The sequence below is a fragment of the Rhodovarius sp. genome (genome assembly GCF_040399605.1).
GTDB lineage: Bacteria > Pseudomonadota > Alphaproteobacteria > Acetobacterales > Acetobacteraceae > Rhodovarius > Rhodovarius crocodyli_A.
The window spans coordinates 1-19,909 of sequence record NZ_JBBARU010000061.1 but is presented as its reverse complement, the minus strand read 5'-3'; the positions used below and the strand labels follow the sequence as shown (position 1 = coordinate 19,909).

The following is a 19,909-nucleotide window of genomic DNA, read 5'->3' as shown; positions in this document are numbered from 1 at the left end:
AGGTCGAGAATCGCGGCATCGGCGCCGGTGGTGAGCACCTTCTCGGCGCGTCGGGCATGGTCGCCTGGGGCGAAAAGGAAGCTGCGGCTGGGCGCGGTCATCGCTTGGTTCCGTGGTGTGGGATTCGCTGATAGGCGGCGCGGGGCGGCTCGTCCAGGTAGATTTGTCCGTATGTTTGACGCCCCACCAAACCCCGATCATGCTCCCCCCAACGCGCTGCACGATGCGCGATATGGAGCAACGCCATGGATAGCCTGCCGCTCGACGTCACCACGCGCGCGCCGAACTCACGCCAATTCGCCGATGTCACCCTGGCGCTGACCGGAGCATTGAACGGCTGATGCCCCCCCGCAACGACATGGCCATGGTGGCCTTCCTGCAGGCACAGAATTGCTCGAACTACCCAGGCTCCTGGCGGCATCCTGAAACCGTGCAGGATTTCCTGAAGCCGCAATACTACCAGCGCATCGCCCGCACGCTGGAGGATGGCCGCTTCCACCTCGCCTTCTTCGATGACCGCCTGGCCCTGCCCGACATTCTCGGCCACGACCATGCCGAGGCCGTGCGCAACGGCATCCGCGTGGTCAAGCTGGACCTGATCTCCATCCTGACCGCCATGGGCCTGGCCACGGAAAAGCTCGGCCTCGGGGGCACCTATTCCACCACTTATTACGAGCCCTATCACGTCGCCCGCGTCTTCGCGACGCTGGACCATATGCTGGGCGGGCGCGTGGCCTGGAATGTCGTCACTTCGCTGAATGACAGCGAGGCGCATAATATGGGCCGCGCCGAACATCCCGAGCACGACCTGCGCTACGACCGGGCCGAGGAATTCATGCAGATCGTCCTCAGCCAATGGGATGCCTGGGGCGATGATGCCATTATCAATGACCGCGAAAGCGGCATCTTCGCCGATCCGGCCAAGGTCAAGCGGCTGAACTTCGAGGGGCGCTGGTATAAGAGCCAGGGCACCTTCACCGTGCCACGCACGCCGCAAGGCCGCCCGGTGCTGATCCAGGCCGGCCAGAGCGGCCGCGGCCGCATTTTCGCGGCGAATTGGGGCGACCTGATCTTCGTCATCTACCCCAATCTCAAGGCGGGGCAGAAGGTCTATGCCGAATTCAAGGCGCAGGTCGCAGCTTCGGGCCGTGACCCCGACACCGTGCGCGTCTGTCCGGCCGTCTATGCCATCATCGGCAATAGCGAGGATGAGGCGGCGGAGAAGCGGGCACTAATCGAGAGCCTGGCCAAGCCTATCGACGGGCTCGCCCTGCTATCGGAGGTGCTGAATTATGACTTCGCCTCCAAGGGAATGGATGAGGCCTTCACCGATGAGGAACTGGCCGGTATCAAGGGCTTGCAGGCCATCCGTGACCGTGTCGTCGCAGGCTCGGGCAAGCAGAACCCCACCCTCGCCGATTTCGTCAGCATCAGCGGCCGCGGCACCATCCGCGAATTCCCCTGCTTCAGCGGCACCGCCAAACGCGTCGCTGAGGAAATGCATCATTGGTATGAGGCCCGCGCCTGCGACGGCTTCGTCCTCGCTGCCACCCATATGCCCGGCTCCTATGAGGATTTTTGCCGGCTGGTGGTGCCGGAACTGCAACGCCGCGGCGTCTTCCGGCGCGAATTCACCGGCACGACACTGCGCGAAAACCTCTCCCTGCCGCGCGCAAAACCCTTCGACTGGCAAAGGACGCCGCAGCAGGGAGCAAGCGCATGAGCCTACCCCGCCGCGCCTAAGCAGCGCCCCCTGCCCTAGCTTGCGCGGATCATCTCCGCCGCCCGCTCGGCAGTCATCAGCACGGCCGGGTGGATGTTGGAGGAGGGCATGAGCGGAAACACCGAGGCATCCACAACCCGCAGCCCCTCCACCCCGCGCAGCCGCAGCTGCGTGTCCAGCGGTGCATGGTCATCGCTGCCCATGCGGACGGTGCCGCAAGGGTGATAGACGGTGGTGCCGGCCTCACGCAGATAGGCGAGGGTGGCGGCGTCATCCTCCACATGGCGGCCAGGCGCCAATTCCTCCTCGATTAGCCCTGCGAAGGGCTTGGTGGCGGCGATGCGGCGCGCAAGCTTCGCAGCCTCCAGCATCACCCGCACATCATTCGGATGCGTCAGGTAATTGGCCTCGATGCGCGGCTTATCCTCAACGCGGGCGCTGCGCAGGGTGATCTGGCCGCGGCTATCGGGGCGGCACTGGCAGAAATTGAAGGTGAAGCCCGGCTGCTTGTGCAACGCCGCTGCCGAGACGCCCTTGGGCGCATCGAGTGAATAGTTCACGAATTGGAACTGCACCTCCGGCTCCTCCGAGCCAGGCAGCACGCGCGCAAACAGGCTCGCTTCCGAGGCGCCTATGGTCATATGCCCACGCCGGCCCAGCGCCCATTCCAGGCCCATCTTCGCCATCTTCAGCGGGTTGGCCATGGTCTCGTTCAGCGTATCGGCCGGCTTGGTGCGATAGGCGTAGCGCACCAGCATATGGTCCTGCAGGTTCTGGCCGATCTGGGGCGAATGCACCCGCGTTTCGATACCCAGCCCCTGCAGCGCCGCCCCATCACCAATGCCCGAGAGCATGAGCATTTTGGGGCTCTCGATCGCACCGGAGGAGAGGATGACCTCCCGCCGGGCGCGATGGGTCTCCTCCACCCCATCGGCGCGGCGAACAACGACCCCAACGCAGCGCTGCCCCTCAAACACCAGCCGCACACCAAGGCGCTCGGTCTCCACGCGCAGATTGCTCCGCTTCAGCGCGGGGCGCAGATAGGCCACGGCCGGGCTCCAGCGCCTGCCCTTATGGACGTTGAGCTGGTTGGGGGCGACGCCCTCAAACCACTCGCCATTATTGTCGGCATTGCGGGGGAAGCCCAGCGCCTCGCAGGTCTCAACGAAGGCGCGACAGCCCGGCGTGGGGCTTGGAACCTCGGCAATCTGCATCGGGCCGTCCTGGCCACGCAGCGGGCTCGCCGGGCCGTTGAAGGTTTCGAGTTTACGAAAGGCGGGCAGGCAGTCATCATAGGACCAGCCGCGCGCGCCGGATTGCGCCCAGCGGTCATAATCACGCGGTGAGCCGCGCAGAAAGACCAGCCCGTTCACACTGCCCGAGCCGCCGATGACCCGCCCGCGCGGCCAATAGATCTGGCGATCATTGAGTTCGGGCTCAGGCTCGGTCTGGTAATTCCAATCGAATTTCTTGGTGACGTAGAGCTTGGCGAAGCCCATGGGGATGTGAATCCAAGGGTTGCGGTCCCAGGGTCCGGCCTCCAGCAGCGTCACCGCCGTCGCCGGGTCTTCGGAGAGGCGGGCAGCCAGGACGCAGCCGGCCGAGCCGCCGCCGAGGATCACATAGTCGGCTACGAGCTCGCTCATCGGGTAGCCTCAGCCATCGCGCGTTTCCCCTGGTGTCGTCCGTCAATGCTACAATGTCGTGGTGGAAAATTGGAACCATCACGACAGCCCTATTCCCGAAGACCGGCTGCCTCGGCGATAGGACGAAGACTGCACCGGGCTCGCGGGAGGTTCTGCTCCCTTCTCGGGCTTACTCGCCTGCCGCCTCCACCGCGGCATTGCGTGCCGGCGCCGCCTCCCCCGCCCGCCGGGCGCGGAACATGCGCAGCACAAGGACGAAGAACAGGGGCACGAACAGCACGGCCAGCACCGTGCCAGCGACGACACCGCCGATCACGCCGATGCCGATCGCATTCTGCGCGCCCGAGCCCGCGCCGGTGGCTATGGCCAGCGGCACCACGCCCAAGGTGAAGGCGAGCGAGGTCATGATGATCGGGCGCAGCCGCTGGCGCGCGGCCTCCTCCGCCGCCTCGATCAAGGAAAGACCACGGTTGAACCCCTCGCGGGCGAATTCAACGATCAGGATGGCGTTCTTGGCGGTCAGCCCTATCGTCGCCAGCAGGCCGACCTGGAAATACACGTCATTGGCCTTGCCGCCAAAGAGGGTGGCGAGCACCGCCCCCAGCACGCCCAGCGGCACCGCCAACAAGACGGCGGTGGGGATCGACCAGCTTTCGTAAAGTGCTGCGAGACACAGGAACACCACCATCAGCGACAGCGCGTAGAGTGCCGGCGCCTGCCCCGCGGATTGCCGCTCCTGGAACGAGATACCGCTCCACTCAAAGCCAAAGCCCGCAGGCAATTGCCCCGCCAGCCGCACCATCTCGTCCATCGCCTGGCCACTGGTGAAGCCTGCGGCCGGCTGGCCCTGAATCTCGCGCGAGGCGACGCCGTTGAAACGTTCCAGCCGCGGCGAGCCAAAGCCCCATTCGGTGCGGCCGAAAGCCGAGAAAGGCACCATCTGCCCCTGGGCGTTGCGCACGAACCATTTATCGAGGTCGCCGGGGGTCATCCGCGATTCCTGATTGCCCTGCATGAAGACGCGCTTGACCCGCCCGCGATCCATGAAGTCATTGACATAGGTGGCACCCCAGGCCGTGGCCAGGGTGGTATTGATCTCGGTGACGGAGAGGCCCAGGGCGCTGGCGCGTTCCCAATCCACGATCAGGCGAAACTGCGCTTCGTCATTGAGGCCATTGGCCCGCACCCGCGTCAGCACCGGGCTTTCATTGGCCAGGCGCAGCAACTGGTCACGTGCCGCCATCAGCGCATTATGGCCCAGGCCGCCGCGGTCCAACAGTTGGAAGGAGAAGCCGGTGGCATTGCCCAGTTCACGCACGGCGGGCGGTGAGGAGGCGATGATCAGCGCGTCCTGATAGCCGCCGAAACGCGCATTGATCCGCGCCGTCAGCGCCGAGACACTGTTTTGGCCCCCCTTTCGCGCGTCCCAGTCGCGCAGGGTGATGAAGCCCAGGCCGGAGTTCTGGCCACGGCCGCCAAAGCTGAAACCATTGATCGCGAAGAAATTATCGACCGCGGCGGCCTCCTCCTCGCGCAGGTAGCGGCCCAATTCGTTCAGCGCGCGCTGCGTGCGGTCGGCGGTCGCCCCCGGCGGGGCGGTAACCTGCGCGAAGGCAATGCCCTGGTCCTCATTGGGCAGGAAGCCGCCGGGCACACGCAGGAAGGCATAGCCCAGGGCACCGAGCAGCGCGACATAGATCAGCATCATCCGCGCCGGCCGGCGCATGCTGGCGCGCACGCTGCTGACATAGCCGCCCGTGATCCGGTCGAAGCCTCGGTTGAACCAGCCGAAGAAGCCGCGCGTGCCCTGGCCGGGCTTATGCGGCCGCAGCATGGTGGCGCAGAGCACCGGGGTAAAAAATAGCGCCACCAGCACCGAGAGGCTCATGGCGGTGGCGATGGTCACCGAGAATTGCCGATAGATCACCCCCACAGACCCGCCGAAGAAGGCCATCGGCAAGAACACCGCCGAGAGCACAAGCGCGATGCCGATCAGCGCGCCGGTGATCTGATCCATCGATTTGCGCGTGGCCTCCAGCGGCGAGAGATGCTCCTCCGCCATCACGCGCTCGACATTCTCGACCACCACGATCGCGTCATCCACCAGCAGGCCGATGGCCAGCACCAGGCCAAACAAGGTGAGGGTGTTAATGCTGAAGCCGAGCGCCTGCAGCACCGCGAAAGTGCCCAGCAGCACCACCGGAATGGCCATGGTGGGTATCAGCGTGGCGCGGAGGTTCTGCAGGAACAGCAACATCACCACGAAGACCAGCGCCACCGCTTCCAGCAGCGTCGTGATCACGCTCTTGATGGAGCGCTGCACGAAGGGCGTGGTGTCCTGCAGATAAGCAACTTCGAGCCCGGGCGGGAAGTTCGGGCGCAGCCGTTCCACAGTGGCGCGGACGGCGGCCGCGGTGTCCAGCGCATTGGCACCGCTGGCCAGCCGGATGCCGATGCCGCTGGCCGGGCGGCCATCGAGCAGGGTGGTGATGGCGTAATTCTCGCCGCCAATGGCAATCTGCGCCACGTCACGCAGGCGCACCTGCGAGCCATCGGCGCGAACCCGCATCAGGATGGCGCCGAATTCCTCCACGCTCTGCAGATAGGAGGGTCCGATGATGGTGGCATTCAATTGCTGACCCGGCAGGGCCGGCAAACCACCCATCTCGCCGCTCGAGACCTGCACATTCTGCGCCCGCACCGCCGCCGCCACATCAGAGGGCGTCAGCCCGAAATTGATCAGCTTCGCCGGATCCAGCCAGATCCGCATGGCATATTGCGCGCCAAAAATCTGGAAATCGCCCACGCCTGGGGTGCGGCTGATCGGGTCCTGCAGGTTGGATACGAGATAGTCGGAGATGTCGAGGCGTTCCATCCGGCCATCTGCCGAGACGAAGCCTACCACCAGCAGGTAATTGCCGGAGGATTTCACCACACGGATGCCCTGCTGCTGCACCGTCAGCGGCAGGCGCGGCACCGCCAATTGGACGCGGTTTTGCACCTGCACCTGGGCGGTATCGGAATTGGTGCCTGGTGCGAAGGCCAGCTGGATGCGGGCCTGGCCATCCTTGGTCGTCTGGCTGTCGAAGAAGAGCAGATTGTCGATGGCGCTGAGTTGCTGCTCGATGATCTGCACCACCGTCGTCTGCACAGTCTCCGCCGAGGCGCCGGGATAGCTGACATTGATGGAGATGGCCGGGGGCGCGATGGCCGGGTATTGCGAGACGGCCATGCTGCGCAATGCCAGCAGCCCGGCCAGCATCATGCAAATCGCGATGACCCAGGCGAAGACTGGGCGATCGATGAAGAAACGGGCCACGGCGCGGTCCTAGCTCGCGACCCGCGCGGGGGCGCGCTCGCTTGGCTGCACCCGGGTACCGGCACGCACGCGCTGCAAGCCCTCAATGATCACCCGATCGCCAGGGGCCACCCCTTCGGTCACCAGCCAGTCATTGCCGATGACGCGGCTGGCGCGCAGGACGCGGCTTTCCACCACCCCTTCGGCATTCACCACAAAGACCATGGGCTCGCCGCGCGGCGTGCGCATCACCGCACGCTGTGGCACGAGCAGGGCGCGGTCAGTCACCCCTTCCTCAATGCGGGCGCGGACGAACATGCCCGGCAGCAACAGCTGGTCCGGATTGGCGAAAACCGCGCGGATGGTGACCGAGCCGGTGCCCTGGTCCACAATCACCTCGGAGAACTGGATTTCGCCGGCATGGGGATATTCGGAGCCGTCCTCGAGCAAAAGCCGCGCCACCACCCGGTCGGCCGAGGGGCGGCGCAGCGCGCCGCTGGCAACGTCGCGCCGGTGCTGCAGCAGCACAGCGCTGGGCTGCGTGATGTCCACCAGCATCGGGTCAAGCTGGGTGACGGAGACGAGGGCGGTGGGCTGATTGGCGGTGACAAGCGCGCCCGGCGTCACATTCGAGCGGTTCGTGCGTCCGGAGATTGGTGATACGACGCGGGTATAGCTCAGATCGATCCGCGCGGTTTCGAGTGCTGCGCGGGTGGACAGAATATCCGCCTGGGCCTGGCGCAGCGTCGCCTCGGCGTTTTCCAGGTTCTGCTCGCTCACCACCTGCGACCGCGCGAGGGAGCGCAGACGGTTGGCCGTGCTCAATGCCAGGCGCTCGGTCGCTTCGATGCGCACCAGCGCCGCCTCGGCGCGCCGCTGCGCGGCCTCGAAGGGTGCGGGATCGATCTGGAACAGTGGCTGGCCGGCCCGGACGGCCTCACCCTCGTTGAAGAGGCGCTCGCGCAGCACGCCGCCGACCTGGGGGCGAATCTCGGCCACCCGGAAGGGTGCGGTGCGCCCGGGAAGCACGGAGCTGACCGGGATTTCCCGGCGCTCGAGGGTTTGCACGGTCACGGCGATGGCTGGCGAAACGGGTTGCGGGGGACTGGCTGTTGCGCGGCTTGGCTGATCGTCACAGCCGGAAGTGGCGGTGAGCACCAAGCAAAATGCCAAAAGCCGGCCTGCCCAGCCCCGCGACAGGCAAAAAGACGCTGCGCCAGGCTGCACCATCGCGCGAGATTGTCTGGTCATGAAGCCTCTTTCGCAGCCATTCGTTTCGCAAGCAGCACCATGTGTTTAAGATTTCGTCAAACTGCAAGCGAAATTTCTGAGTGAATCAGTCGGATTGGCACGGAACCTCCCATGCCTGCCTCGGACTTGTGCGACGGCGGCTGCGAAGGGGATGCCGCTGCCTGTTTTAGAGATCGCCCAATGCTACGTCAAAACATACGGAATCTTCATGCCATTCGTCGCCGGCCAAGCCCTCAGGACCATGGAGGAGAGCTTTGATCTCATCATTGGTCACAGGTTGCATCCATCCTGGACCATGGCTTCACCGGGCAGGCCGGCCAGCAGGCTGCGAAACGCCTTCGCCAGCCGCTGGCCATCGCGGCCATCATCCACAAGAGCGCTGCGGGGGATAGCGGCCACAGCCGCTGCGGCATCTGCAAAACCCGCAGCCGTCAGGCCTCCGAAATGGGCAGCCAACCGCTCCAGCAGCAGCCTATCCTGGTCGCCTTCCAGCAAGAGCCCTGCGCGGCGGAGCGCCAGCCAGCGGCCCGTCTCGACATCGCCCTGCGCGATCGGCACCGCGCCATACAGCGTGCCTTCGTAAAGACGGTTGGGCAGAAGCCAGGCCGAATTCGCCCCGGCCTCGAAGAAATCGATCGCCCAGACATAGTGCACACCACCATAGAGACCCGCCAATTCGTGCCGCCGGTCATAGCCCCCGCCAAAAACGAGGCCGGGCGATGCAGCGACCAGCGCGTCAAAATCAGGGATGGCGCTGCGGGCGGGCCGGCCGCGCAAATCCACCTCCACAAGGCCGGGAAGCCTCCGGGCCAGGGCCGCGAGCAGAAGCAGGCTGCGCCGGCAGCGCAAAACACCATACCAGCCGATGCGCCATGGCGGGCCCACGGGTCGCAGCGCCGGCCCAGCCCCGGCCTCGCCCGCCAGCACCTTATTCTCCACCAGCAGCACGGGCGGCAGGGCCGCGCCATGCATCGGCCGCAGATACTCCCGCTCAAAGCCGGGCGAACTGGTGATCACCAGATCGCAAGCCGCCAGCAGCCGGTGCTCAAGCCACCGCAGCAGCCGCGCTGCCAGGCCTTGGCCGACCAGCAGCCGGTGCACATCCAAGCATTCCTGCGCCAGCACCGCACCGGGCGCGAAACCATCGCGCGCCGCCCGGCCCAGCAGAAGGGTTTCGAGTTGGCGCGAGAGCACGACATCCCGTCTGGCGATATGGGGTTTCAGCGCTGCCAGCAACAGCCGCGCCCGCAGCAACAACACTACGCGCCGCGCGAACCTGGCATCCGCGGTGCGACCTAGCGCGACCGCCGGCCAGCCGGAGATGCTGGCCGGCGCCTCACCGCTGCGGTGAAAGCCGATGACCACCGCATCGGCGAGATGCGGCCGCATCATATCAAGCCGGCGCGCCACCGCCGGGTCGTGCAGGTCATGCACGAGATAGGCTAGCCGCAATCCCTGGCTCATGGCCCGCCCATCCGGCCGCGCGGCGCCAGCCGCAGCAGCATGACCAATGCAATGGGCGCGACCGCGCAGCAGGCCGCCAGGACCGCCATCGCCTGAAGCGCCATGCTGGCCACGCCACCCGGCCAGACCACCGCAGATCGGGCCAGCATCGCCACCGCCAGCATGCCCAGGAAGCCCAGCAGCGCATGCAGCATGGCGCCGCGCCAGCCATCCCCCGCCGCCGCGCGCGTCATCCAGGCCAGCAGGAGCGTCGTGGCCAGAACCCGCAGCGTGACCGCCAGGGCCACCGCCAGCGCGCCGAAGGGGGCTGCCAGCGCCACCATGGCAAGCCCAACACCCGCCGACACCAGAAAGACCCGCAATAATTTTGAATTCTGCCCGGAGACCGAGAGCAGCGAGGCGCAGGCCGCGGCCAGCGCGCGGCCATGCCCCGCGACTGCCAGCAGCGCTGCCACCGGCGCCGCCGGCGCCCATTCCGGCCCGAGCAGCAGCGCGATCACCAGATCGGCCGTTGCGATGAATACCGCCGCACCCGCGCCGCAGGTGACGGTGACAATGCCCAGCGCCTGGCGGAGCACCGCGGCACGCTCCGTGAGGCCCCGCCGGGCCGCAAAGAGCGGCTGGAACAGCGCCTGCGCAAAGCTTTGGGCGAGGCTGACAAAGGCCATCTCAATACGCTTGCCGACATTGTAGAACGCGAAGGCAATGGGGCCGAGCAACCCACCCAGGGCGACCTGATCCATCTGCATCAGGGCCACCGAGGCACCGCGCACGGCCGAGGCCAGCAGCGCCTCCGCCCGCATCTGCCGCAGCGCATCCGGCGCCCAGATCGGCCAACGCCAGGCGCGTGTCCCCACCACCGTCGCCGCCGCCGTACAGACCGAAAGCCCCAGGGTATAGAGCCCAAGCCCCAGCATTGGATCGGCTGCGACAATGCCGGCCAAGCCCAAAAGCCCGGCGCCGATATTGGCCATGATGTTGCGCTGGGCGAGCCGTGCATGGGCCTGGCGCCGCGCCAGTTCCGCCTGGGGCTGCAACAGCATGAGGTCGAGCGGGATGCGCAGCGCGACGAGGCCCAGCAGCCAGGCCGCCTCATTGCCTGGCTGGCTGGAGGTCATGGCGAGCAGGCTGTACAGCAGCAGCAGATGCACCGGCACCAGCGCCAGCCCCATCACCAGAAAGACACCCTGGGCAGCGGCCTGATCGCGCCCGGTCGGGTCCTGCCGATGCAATATCACCTCATAAAGGCCGGGCACCCCCAGGCATTTCAACAGCTCCGACAGCGCCACGGCCAGGGCGAATTGCCCGATCACCAGCGGCGGGAGCGCGCGCGCGAAGGCGACGAACATCAGCAGTGGCAGAATAATGGCAATCCCGCCGCTCAGACCTGCCCATAATGCGGCGCCACCAAACCCGCCGCCCAAGCTGCTCCATCGCGCCAAGCCAATCTCCCAAGCCGCACCGGGGCTGAAGAACCGGGCGCTGTGGGGATAGACCGGATTGGCTCAACTGACGTGGCACAACTGCGTGTGCCGGCAATCAGCGCCCGAGGCGCAGCGCCCTCATGAGGCGGAGGAACAAGCCGGGCTGGCTCTCGCGCAGGCGGGCGGCGGCGTCATGGCCCCGTGCCTCACGCGCGGCCTCTACGGCCTCGAGCGCCGCCTGGTTCATACGCTCGATGGTGCCGGAAAATCGCGCCCTGGACTCGCCCGATGGGCTGGTGGCTGGTGAGGTGGTCGGGGCGGGTTTGTGGCTGCGCATGACGACCTTGTCCCGGGCGGCGGTGTGTAAGGGTGAAGTTTCTGCTCCGCAAGTGTGGCTTACCAAGGGACCGATCAAGGCGAAATCATGGCGTGTGCCGCCGCCTGCCTTTCGGACCCATCCTGTTCCGACAGCCTGCGCCACACAAACGCCCATCACGGCACGCTCGCTGGGCCGGGCGAGCCTCCTGCCTGAAGGTGTTGCGATGACCGATCGAAATCACCATCTCTCCTATGACGCTGGGGCATGGACCTCTCGCGGCATGCGGGAGCGCTGGATTTGCAACTCGCTAAGCTGAAGCTGGAGCCCACGACCGCCGCCGCGCTGCTGCGCAGTGGCCCGGTGCTGCGCCCGGTCCAGAAGGAGCGCGTCGCCGCCTTTGCCCGCCTGATGCGCGCCAATGCTTGGGTCCTGAACGGCATTCCCATCATCATCTCCGCCACGGGGCGGCTGCTGGATGGTCGGCATCGGCTGCTGGCGTCAGTGGAAGCCCATAGCAGCTTTCCAACCGTCCTCGCCAGCAACGTCGCCGATGACATGATCCATCTGATCGATCAGCACCATCGGCGCAGCTTTGCGCAGGTGCTGGAGGCACGCGGCCTCGCCAATCCCCGCGATGTGGAACAATTGCTGCTCACCCTGCATGAACTACCATGATGGCAGCCTGGGCAAGCGTAGCAGCGCCCAACCCTGGGCCCGGATGGAACGCGTTCTGCACCGCAATCCCCAGATCGCGGCCATCGCAGCCGCGCCGGCCGACCTAGCGGCGGCGGCGCTGCCCGATGCCATCCGCCTGCCGCTCCTCTTCATGGGCGGCCGCAGCAACCCTCCTGCCCTAGCCCGGCTGCTGGCGGCCTTCGCCGATCCGGGCCTGCACCCCGATGACGCTGCCGGGGCAATGCTGCGCCACGCCATTGCGCAGCATCGCCAGGACCGCTCGGCCAATGCGCGCGCCACGCGCCATCTCGCCTTCGCCCTGCAGGCGCTCAATGCCGAGCAATCAAATGCCACCCCCCGCCGCCTGGTCTGGTCGCCCGGACGGCCATTTCCTCGGCTCGACTTCTATCCCCCGCTGCCCGGCGCGGATTGGCAGGCGCCCGGCGAGGAGGCAGCACAACCCTGCCCCCATGATGATGCCGATCTCGCCCGCTGCATGATGAGCGTGGAACGCGTCACCCCCACCCGCGCGGCGCAGTTCCTGCAGGCCAATCGCCGCCACCGCCCGGTTATCCTCGCCTATGTCGAGGCGCTGGCGAGCGACATGCGGGCAGGGAGCTGGACGCTCAATCCGCAGCCGATCTGCTTCGGCGCCGATGGCCGGCTGCTCAATGGCCAGCACCGGCTGCTGGCCATCATCCAGTCCGGCGCCACAATCGAATTGCCCATCATCCGCGGCCTGCCGGATGCCGCCTTCGACACCTATGACCTCCAGGCACGGCAAGGCTCAATCTTGCCGGATCTGCTGCCGGGCTTCGGCGACGGCGCGCTCCTCGCTTCCATGGCAAACCTGCTCTGGCGGCACGAATGCACACCCCTGGGCAGCCGCCCGCTCAAGGCCTCGGCGGCGGAGCTTCGCGATGTTCTGGCCGGGCATCCGCGCCTGGTGGACATGCGCAGCTTCGCCCGCCGCATGATGGCTCATGGCAGGCCCTCGGTGCTGGGTTACGCCGCCTATGTCATCATCCGCGAGGACCCGCTGCTCGGCGCCGCCTTCCTGCAAAGGCTCGATGGCTCGGTGGCGGAGGGCGTAGCCCAGCCAGTGGCGCGCCTGCGCCGCAAACTCCTGGCCATGCGCCGCGCCGGCGCCCCGCGCGAGACGGTGCTGGCGGCGGTGCTGGCCTGCTGGCGGGGGGTGCGGCAGCGCGGGACAATTTAGCCGCCCAGCAGAAGCGCCAAAAAGGCATCCCTCGAGCGGCCCTGAAGCGCCAGGCCGCGCAGGGTCAGGCGCTGGTCAGGCGCGAGGGTCAGCACCACGCCCTCACCCGTTTCGCGCAGCACCACATCGCGCGGGGCGAAGCCTTCCAGCACGAGCCGGTCCGCACCAAGCTCGAAATCGGTGATCACATCGGTGCCCGGCTCACCCCGGCGCAGGATGAAGCGGTCGCGACCCGCACCGCCGGTCATCATATCGTCGCCCGGCCCGCCAGCGATCTCGTCCGGGCCGGAGGAGCCCACCACAATATCCCGCCCCGGGCCGGCCTCCACCCGCATGCCCGCCAGGGGGTGGCCGCTGGACCATCCGGTAATGCGGTCATCGCCGCCCCCCATGCGCAATTCGAACACCCGTCCACGCGGCAGCACCCAGGGGTGCTGGGAGCGGATCTCCACCACATCATCGCCCTCGCCAGTCGTGATCAGGCCGAATTGGCTGCGTTCGATCATCACCTGGCTGGGTGCGCGGCCGCCGAGGCGGATCTCCACCATTGTCAGGTCATCGGCGGTGATGCGGCCGCCATCGGCATCTTCGAGCTGCAGGTTGAGGCCAACCCAACCATTATTCACATCCGCCCGCCAGGTATCGCTGCCCCGGTCATTGGTCAGGCCGATATCAAGCCAATTGTGCAAGCTGGCAAAACCGAAATCCTCCGGCCGCAGCAGGAGCCGGCCGGTCGTGGTGGCGTGCAGCGACCAGGTATCATTGGGTTGCGGCGTGCCACCGGGTGCGAGGGGGCCGAGGCTGAACCGCACCATCGGCGCGGCGCGGCTCTCCGCCACCTCACCCGCCGGCGCCCAGGCCCGCACCCAGTCGATCTCGACGCCACCTGACGGATCGCCCGGCGTCGCAGGCCTGCGAATCGCACCGGCCCAGCTTCCGCCCAGGGCGTAGTTCAGCAGCAGATACATCGGGCGATGCTGATGGTGGTCCTGCACCGCATGCACCATCGCGCCATCCACGAACCAGGCGATGCGATCGGCGCTCCATTCCAGGCCGTAAATGTGCCATTGCGTGGTGTCGATGCCGGGCAGGACGTGGCCCATGAGGAAGACCTCCCGCGGGCGATTGCCGATCTGCTCCATCACATCGATCTCGGGCGGCCAGCTATGGTCGGATGGCAGCAGCCAGAAGGCTGGAAAGCCGCCGGGCCAGTCGGAAAGGCGCATGCGGGCCTCGAAAAACCCATATTGCCGGGCAAAACTGCCCTCGGTGGTGATGACGCCACCGGTGAACTCCCGCCCGCCTAGGGCCTCGCGGTGCTGCGGCCACCAGTTCCCGGCAATCTGCAGCACGCCATCGCGCCAGGAGAAGGGGTCCAGCCCCAGGCCGCGAAAGCCACGGTCGACAAAGGCCTGGCCGTCATTGGAACCCATGGTGGTGCCCTCGCCCTGCGCCATGCGGGTGCGCCAGATGCCCCCCGCAGGCGTGGAGCGGCCGTCGCAGCGCAGCAGGCCTGTGGAAAAATCCTCGGCGAAGGCCAGCCGCCAGGCTGCGGGATCGGGCGGCCATTCGAAGTCACGGACGGTAAGCTCCGCCACACCCCGCCCCTCCAGGGTCAGGCTGTCAGCGCCCAGGCGCAGCACCGCACCCGCCGGCGTGTCGGCCAGGGCGGCGCGGATGGAGGCCCAGTCGGACAGGCCGCCTAGAATCCGCACCCGGTCCTGTCCCGGCTCGAAATCCAGCACCCGGTCATGCTGGTAACCCGGGCCGAAGACGAAGACGTCCCGCCCCGCGCCGCCGATCAGCACATCATTGCCGCCCCGCCCGTCGAGCATATTGTCGGCGGCGCTGCCCTGCATGCGGTTGGCCAGTTCATTGCCGATGGCCGATGGCCCGCCGGCATAGCCGAGATACTGCATGTGGCGGCCATGCAGCGGCCGGTTGGCATCGCGCTGGATAATGACATTCTCAACGCCGGGCGGCATGAGATAGGTGGTGTCGTCGAGGAAGACGGCAGTGTCCACACCCTCGCCCGGCACCTCGATAATGGTCTCGCTGCTGGTGACGAAATAGGTGTCATCGCCGGCACCGCCAATCAGCGTATCGGCCCCGCCCCCGCCGCGGAAAGCATCATCGCCGGGGGTGCCGCGCAGCGTCTCCGCTGCACGGGTGCCGGATTGGCTCACCCGCGCCGCGGCGCTCGCCCGCGCCACGCCGCCACGGTCGCCGGCCTCGGGCGAGGCGGGGCGCAGGCTGGGCTGCTGGGCGAGCCCAGGCGATGCCAACAGCATCCATAGGCAGGCCTGAAGCCCACCAGGTTTGATCCGTGCCATGCCCCTCATATCGGCCTGCTGGCGCCAGATGCTGTTCACGTTTTGCGGAGCGAATGCATGATATTTCCGCATGGATTGCGGCTCCCGGCCCGGCTTGTCCTCTTGCGCAACACATTCGCTTGCGTTGACCGCGCGCCATATTGCGGCCGGCTCCGCCGGGGGTGTAGCGGAAAGCTTCGCTATGCAGGAGGCTTGCCGATGCTGCCCCGCCCACTGCTCGATCTGGCCAACCGCTACGACCCTGCGGGACTGATGCTGCGCCTGCGCGCCTGGTGATGCGCGACACGCCGCCAGCACTCTCCCCTGCCAGCGCGCATGCCTCCCTGGCCTGGATCGCCGTCGCCGGTGGTTGCGTTGGCATCCTCGTCAGTTCGACCGGAAGCATCATGGCCGCGGCGGGAGCCGCGCTGTTTCTAGCACTTTGGGCCCTCGTGATCGGCGCCAAGGGGCCGGGCATCTTGTCGCTCTGGATGCGCCAACCCTGGCTGCTGACGCTGCCGCTGCTCGCCCTGGTATCGGTCGCGTGGTCGGCCTACCCTTCCGCCTCGGCCCGGGCGGGGGCGCAATTGCTGCTGACCACGATGATGGGCGTGCTGGCCGCGCGCCTGCTGCCGCCGCGCGCCTTCGTGTCGGCGGTGGTCACCAGCCTGGCAGTGGGGGCTCTGCTCTGCCTCGCATTGGGCCGCTATGTGCTCGATCCCTTCACCGGCACCGCGCCTTTCGTTGGGATCTTCGCGGCGAAGAACTCCATGGCCTTCTTCATGGCCTTGTTGGTGATCTTCGGCGCGGCGGCGGCGCTGGATTGGGCACAGTCGTTTCGCGTGCGGCTACTGGGCAGCGCGGCACTGCTTCTGGCGCTGCCATTGCTGGTGATGGCGCGCTCGGCCGGTGCGCTGGTCACCACGGTGCTTGCGCTATGCATGCTCGTCGGCGGGCTGATGCTCGGACGGATGCGGCGCGCCGAGCGCGGGATGGCGGCGGTGGGCGGGCTGCTGGTGGCAATCCCCTTCCTGCTGCTGCTGGCCATGCTGGCGCTGAGCGGAACGCTGGGCGAGGTGGCGCGTGACTTCATCATCCGCGTGCTCGGCAAGGACCTGACGCTGACAGGGCGGACCGATCTCTGGGCGCATGCCTGGGTGCAGATCGCCCGTGCGCCGTGGCTCGGACAGGGCTACCAGGCCTTCTGGCAGCAGGGCAACCCCTGGGCCGAAGGGCTGTGGCGGCAGTTCCATATCACCGGGCGCAGCGGCTTTCATTTCCACAACACCTTCATCGATACGGCGGTGACGCTGGGCGTGGTCGGTGCCGCCTGCATCGCCTGGCTGCTGCTGATGGGCGTCTTTCGCACGCTGCGCCGGGTGCTGGCGGAGCCAGACTTTGCCACCGCATCACTATTTGCCACCGCAACCTGTCTGCTCGCCCGCGCCTTTGTCGAAGTCGATACCACATACCCTTTCGCGATCGGCACCTTCTTGCTCTTCGCCATCAATGCCTATGGGCAGGAGACGGGTTTGCCGACGCGCCGCTGAGCCGTTGCTGCGGGCCATCGCTGCAAGCCATCCAGACAAGCCACAACCGCCACGTCACCGCGAGCGAGGAGACCGCGCGCAGGCGCGGGGAACCGCCTGGCTTGTCCAGAATGGCAAGCACGAGTGGCAGAACCGAAAATACCCTTTTTTGCAATGCCGAATATTAATTTTGAAATTTTATTATCACGCAAAGAAAGTGAACTCTCATTTTTTCACCATCATAATATTGCTAAAAATAATAAAAATTCATAAAAATCAACACATCAATCGTAAATCCTTTTCTTAAATTGTAATGGTACATGTTCGAGTAAATCGATCCTAACGTCGATAATTCGCAAGCAATTTAAAAATATAACTTGCCGTTAAAGATCATTTAATCGCTGTTCAGCCGCAAGAAGACTGCCCTGGGAAGAGCGAAACGCCCGTCAAACGTACCGCGATTTCGCATTGCACCAAACGGGAGTCCGACCATGATCCGATCCGGCCTCGAGGCCCTCTCCACACCGCGCCTCGACCAGGAACCGCGCAGCCTGCTGCCTGCCAATCTGCGCAGGGCCGCCAAGCGCAGCTTCGACACGGCCGCGAGCCTGGCACTGCTTGTGCTGCTGTCGCCGCTCTTCCTCGTTCTTATCGCCCTCATCCGCCGCGATGGCGGGAGCGCCTTTTACAGCCATCGCCGCATCGGCCGCGGCGGCGCCAGCTTCGGCTGCCTCAAGTTCCGCAGCATGGCCATGGATGCCGACCAGCGCCTTGCCGAGCAACTGCGCAACAACCCCGCCGACGCGGCGGAATGGGCCACCCGCCGCAAGCTGAAGCACGACCCGCGGATCACCCCGCTCGGTGCCATCCTTCGCCAGACAAGCCTTGATGAACTGCCCCAACTCATCAACGTGCTCCGCGGTGAGATGAGCCTTGTCGGCCCAAGGCCGGTGGTGGCGGAGGAGCTGCAAGACCATTACGGCCGGGTCGGTGCCCGCGCCTATCTCGCGGTGACGCCGGGCATCACCGGCTTGTGGCAAGTCAGTGGTCGCAGCGGGACCAGCTACACCGATCGCGTGGCGCTCGACATGGATTATGCCCAGAGGCCCTCCCTGCGGCTTGACCTGACGATACTGCTGCGCACGGTGCCAGCCGTGCTGGCACGGCGGGGTGCCGTCTGATGGATGCTCAGCACATCGCCGCTGGCCTGGGTAAGGCCCAGATGCTGGCCCACAACCCCGATGGGCGCATAGCGCGCCAAATGGCATGCAGCCCTGCCGCCGCTGCGCCGCAGGCGCCCTGATGGCCAACCATCCCACCATCAGCATCATCATGGCCAACCGCAACGGCGCCAAGCATATCGGCCATGCGCTCAACTCTGTTCAGGCGCAGAGCCTGCAGGCCATCGAGATCCTGGTGGTCGACGATGCCTCCACCGATACAAGCCCGGCCATGGTCGAGGCCATGGCGGCGGCCGACCCGCGCATCCGGCTCATCCGCCGCAGGGCGGCCGGCGGCCCGGCGGCGGCGCGCAATACCGGCCTCGCCTGCGCCCAGGGCGAATGGATCGCCATCATGGACGCCGACGACGTGATCGCGCCCGAGCGTCTGGCGATACTATTGGCGGAAGCGCAGAATTCTGCGGCCGACCTCATCGCCGATGACCTGATCCTCTTCGATGACACCGCCATCGCCCCGCCCCACCGGCTGCTGGGTGGCGATACCCCGGGCTGGGTGGAGGCGGCCGGCTATATTGCGGCCAACCATCCCTTCAGCCGAATTCCCCAGCTGGGCTACCTCAAGCCGCTGATCCGGCGCAGCGCCGTGGCGGGGCTGCACTATGACGAGACACTGCGGATTGCCGAGGATTATGACCTTGTGCTGCGCCTGCTGCTGAGCGGCATCCGCCTGCGCATCCTGCCCACCCCGCTGTATTTCTACCGGCGGCACAGCCAGTCCATTTCGAGCCGCATGGCCCCAGGCGCCCTGGCCGCGATGCGCGCCGCCGACGCTAAGCTGCGCGCGCTGCCGGGTGTGACGCCCGCCATCGCCGCTGCCCTGGATGCGCGGCTGCTGGCTATCGGCACGGCAGAGACGGTTGAGGCGGTGGTCACGGCGGTGAAGGCCCTCCATGTCGGCCAGGCCGCACAACTCATGGCCGCCCGGCCAGCGGCGCTGCCCATCCTCGCGCGCTTCGGCATGCAGGCGCTGCGCCGGCGGCTCCCCGCCCGGCAGATGCCACCGCTACAGCCCGGCGTTACCATCATCTCCCGCCAGCGCCTGACACCGGGCGCCAATGGAAGTTCGGCCTATCTCACAAGCCTCTGCGCCGCCCTGCGCCAGGCAGGCATGCCGACGCATCTCGTAAGCCCGACACCGGGCAGCTTCGGCCGCGTGCCCGTCCTGCGCATAGACGCCCTCGACCAGGCCTTCGACAGCATGGCCTTCCGCGGCGGCAGGCGCCTCGGCCCCTGGCTTTTTGCGACATCGCCGGCCGTCTATGCGGCCGCGGCCCGGGGCATCGCCGCGCGGCTCATGGCACGCGCGGGCCTCACCGCCCCGGCGGCCTGGCGGCAGCCCGCGCCCTATGCCATCGCCTTGCCCTGGACCGGGGACGACCTGCTCTTCGTCACCGCGCAATCGCGGGGGCGCAGTGCCGCAGTGCTCGCGGATTATGCCTTCAGCCTGCCCGCCATCGGCCATACCCTGGCGCCTGTGGCGCCCGTGGCGGTGCTCATGCACGACCTGTTTTCGCAACGTGCGGAGAGTTTCGCCCGCCAAGGCGCACGCGACAGCGTCGCCCTTCTCTCTGCCGGTGCCGAAGCCCGCTTGCTGCGCCGTGCGGGGATCATCATCGCCGTCCAGGCCGAGGAGGCCGAGGCGGCACGGCGCATGGCGCCACGCGCCACGGTGCTGGTGGCCGCCATGGCGGCGCGGCCCGTGGCAGCCCCGCAGCCGGGCCAGGGCGGCGGCCTGCTCTTCGTGGGCAGCGCCACGCCGCCCAATATCGACGCCATGCGCTGGTTCCTGGCCGAAGCCTGGCCGGCGC

General features: G+C 66.9%; 13 protein-coding genes. 6 read left to right on the top strand and 7 right to left on the bottom strand.

Features of this window, described 5'->3' with window-relative positions:
• Positions 1-340 precede the first annotated feature (340 nt).
• On the top strand, positions 341-1,723 hold the full coding sequence (locus ABWP84_RS14165; protein WP_353212690.1) for an LLM class flavin-dependent oxidoreductase: 1,383 nt from the start codon (positions 341-343) through the stop codon (positions 1,721-1,723).
• Between the two features lie 35 nt (positions 1,724-1,758).
• On the opposite strand, the gene ABWP84_RS14160 is transcribed toward ABWP84_RS14165, so the two are convergent.
• The 6 genes from ABWP84_RS14160 to ABWP84_RS14135 form a co-directional block, all read right to left on the bottom strand.
• Positions 1,759-3,369, bottom strand: a complete 1,611-nt coding sequence (locus ABWP84_RS14160) for a GMC family oxidoreductase N-terminal domain-containing protein (protein WP_353212689.1) — start codon at positions 3,367-3,369, stop codon at positions 1,759-1,761.
• Between the two features lie 169 nt (positions 3,370-3,538).
• The gene (locus tag ABWP84_RS14155) at positions 3,539-6,688 is read right to left on the bottom strand and encodes an efflux RND transporter permease subunit (RefSeq protein ID WP_353212688.1); all 3,150 of its coding nucleotides are present in this window, start codon (positions 6,686-6,688) and stop codon (positions 3,539-3,541) included.
• A gap of 9 nt (positions 6,689-6,697) precedes the next feature.
• Complete coding sequence (locus ABWP84_RS14150) at positions 6,698-7,741, bottom strand: efflux RND transporter periplasmic adaptor subunit (protein WP_353212687.1); 1,044 nt, start codon at positions 7,739-7,741, stop codon at positions 6,698-6,700.
• Between the two features lie 447 nt (positions 7,742-8,188).
• Positions 8,189-9,382: a glycosyl transferase family 1 gene (locus ABWP84_RS14145; RefSeq protein ID WP_353212686.1), complete on the bottom strand. Its 1,194-nt coding sequence runs from the start codon at positions 9,380-9,382 to the stop codon at positions 8,189-8,191.
• Entirely contained in the window at positions 9,379-10,824 is a 1,446-nt protein-coding gene (locus ABWP84_RS14140; RefSeq protein ID WP_353212685.1) for an oligosaccharide flippase family protein, read from the bottom strand. Before ABWP84_RS14140 ends, ABWP84_RS14145 begins: the two co-directional genes overlap by 4 nt.
• 97 nt (positions 10,825-10,921) lie before the next feature.
• The gene (locus ABWP84_RS14135; protein ID WP_353212684.1) at positions 10,922-11,143 is read right to left on the bottom strand and encodes a hypothetical protein; all 222 of its coding nucleotides are present in this window, start codon (positions 11,141-11,143) and stop codon (positions 10,922-10,924) included.
• 246 nt (positions 11,144-11,389) lie between these two features.
• On the opposite strand from ABWP84_RS14135, the gene ABWP84_RS14130 reads away from it, so the two are divergent.
• Together ABWP84_RS14130 and ABWP84_RS14125 are read left to right on the top strand one after the other, a co-directional pair.
• The gene (locus ABWP84_RS14130; protein WP_353212683.1) at positions 11,390-11,800 is read left to right on the top strand and encodes a hypothetical protein; all 411 of its coding nucleotides are present in this window, start codon (positions 11,390-11,392) and stop codon (positions 11,798-11,800) included.
• Entirely contained in the window at positions 11,787-13,019 is a 1,233-nt protein-coding gene (locus ABWP84_RS14125) for a hypothetical protein (protein ID WP_353212682.1), read from the top strand. Before ABWP84_RS14130 ends, ABWP84_RS14125 begins: the two co-directional genes overlap by 14 nt.
• On the opposite strand, the gene ABWP84_RS14120 is transcribed toward ABWP84_RS14125, so the two are convergent.
• Complete coding sequence (locus ABWP84_RS14120; protein ID WP_353212681.1) at positions 13,016-15,304, bottom strand: family 16 glycosylhydrolase; 2,289 nt, start codon at positions 15,302-15,304, stop codon at positions 13,016-13,018. The genes ABWP84_RS14125 and ABWP84_RS14120 overlap by 4 nt on opposite strands.
• Before the next feature lie 323 nt (positions 15,305-15,627).
• On the opposite strand from ABWP84_RS14120, the gene ABWP84_RS14115 reads away from it, so the two are divergent.
• From ABWP84_RS14115 to ABWP84_RS14105, 3 genes are all read left to right on the top strand, one after another.
• Positions 15,628-16,881, top strand: coding sequence for an O-antigen ligase family protein (locus ABWP84_RS14115; RefSeq protein WP_353212680.1), 1,254 nt, complete (start codon positions 15,628-15,630; stop codon positions 16,879-16,881).
• A gap of 470 nt (positions 16,882-17,351) precedes the next feature.
• Positions 17,352-18,041 (top strand): sugar transferase, encoded by a 690-nt coding sequence (locus ABWP84_RS14110; RefSeq protein WP_353212679.1) that lies wholly within the window; start codon positions 17,352-17,354, stop codon positions 18,039-18,041.
• 121 nt (positions 18,042-18,162) lie between these two features.
• Positions 18,163-19,909: glycosyltransferase (locus ABWP84_RS14105; protein WP_353212678.1), on the top strand; the 1,747-nt coding region annotated here is incomplete at its 3' end.

Bases quoted from the DNA above. Each gene is read 5' to 3' on its own strand.
- ABWP84_RS14135 (WP_353212684.1), bottom strand. From the start codon at position 11,143: ATGCGCAGCCACAAACCCGCCCCGACCACCTCACCAGCCACCAGCCCA.
- ABWP84_RS14125 (WP_353212682.1), top strand. From the start codon at position 11,787: ATGAACTACCATGATGGCAGCCTGGGCAAGCGTAGCAGCGCCCAACCC.
- ABWP84_RS14165 (WP_353212690.1), top strand. From the start codon at position 341: ATGCCCCCCCGCAACGACATGGCCATGGTGGCCTTCCTGCAGGCACAG.
- ABWP84_RS14115 (WP_353212680.1), top strand. From the start codon at position 15,628: ATGCGCGACACGCCGCCAGCACTCTCCCCTGCCAGCGCGCATGCCTCC.
- ABWP84_RS14145 (WP_353212686.1), bottom strand. From the start codon at position 9,382: ATGAGCCAGGGATTGCGGCTAGCCTATCTCGTGCATGACCTGCACGAC.
- ABWP84_RS14160 (WP_353212689.1), bottom strand. From the start codon at position 3,369: ATGAGCGAGCTCGTAGCCGACTATGTGATCCTCGGCGGCGGCTCGGCC.
- ABWP84_RS14130 (WP_353212683.1), top strand. From the start codon at position 11,390: ATGGACCTCTCGCGGCATGCGGGAGCGCTGGATTTGCAACTCGCTAAG.
- ABWP84_RS14110 (WP_353212679.1), top strand. From the start codon at position 17,352: ATGATCCGATCCGGCCTCGAGGCCCTCTCCACACCGCGCCTCGACCAG.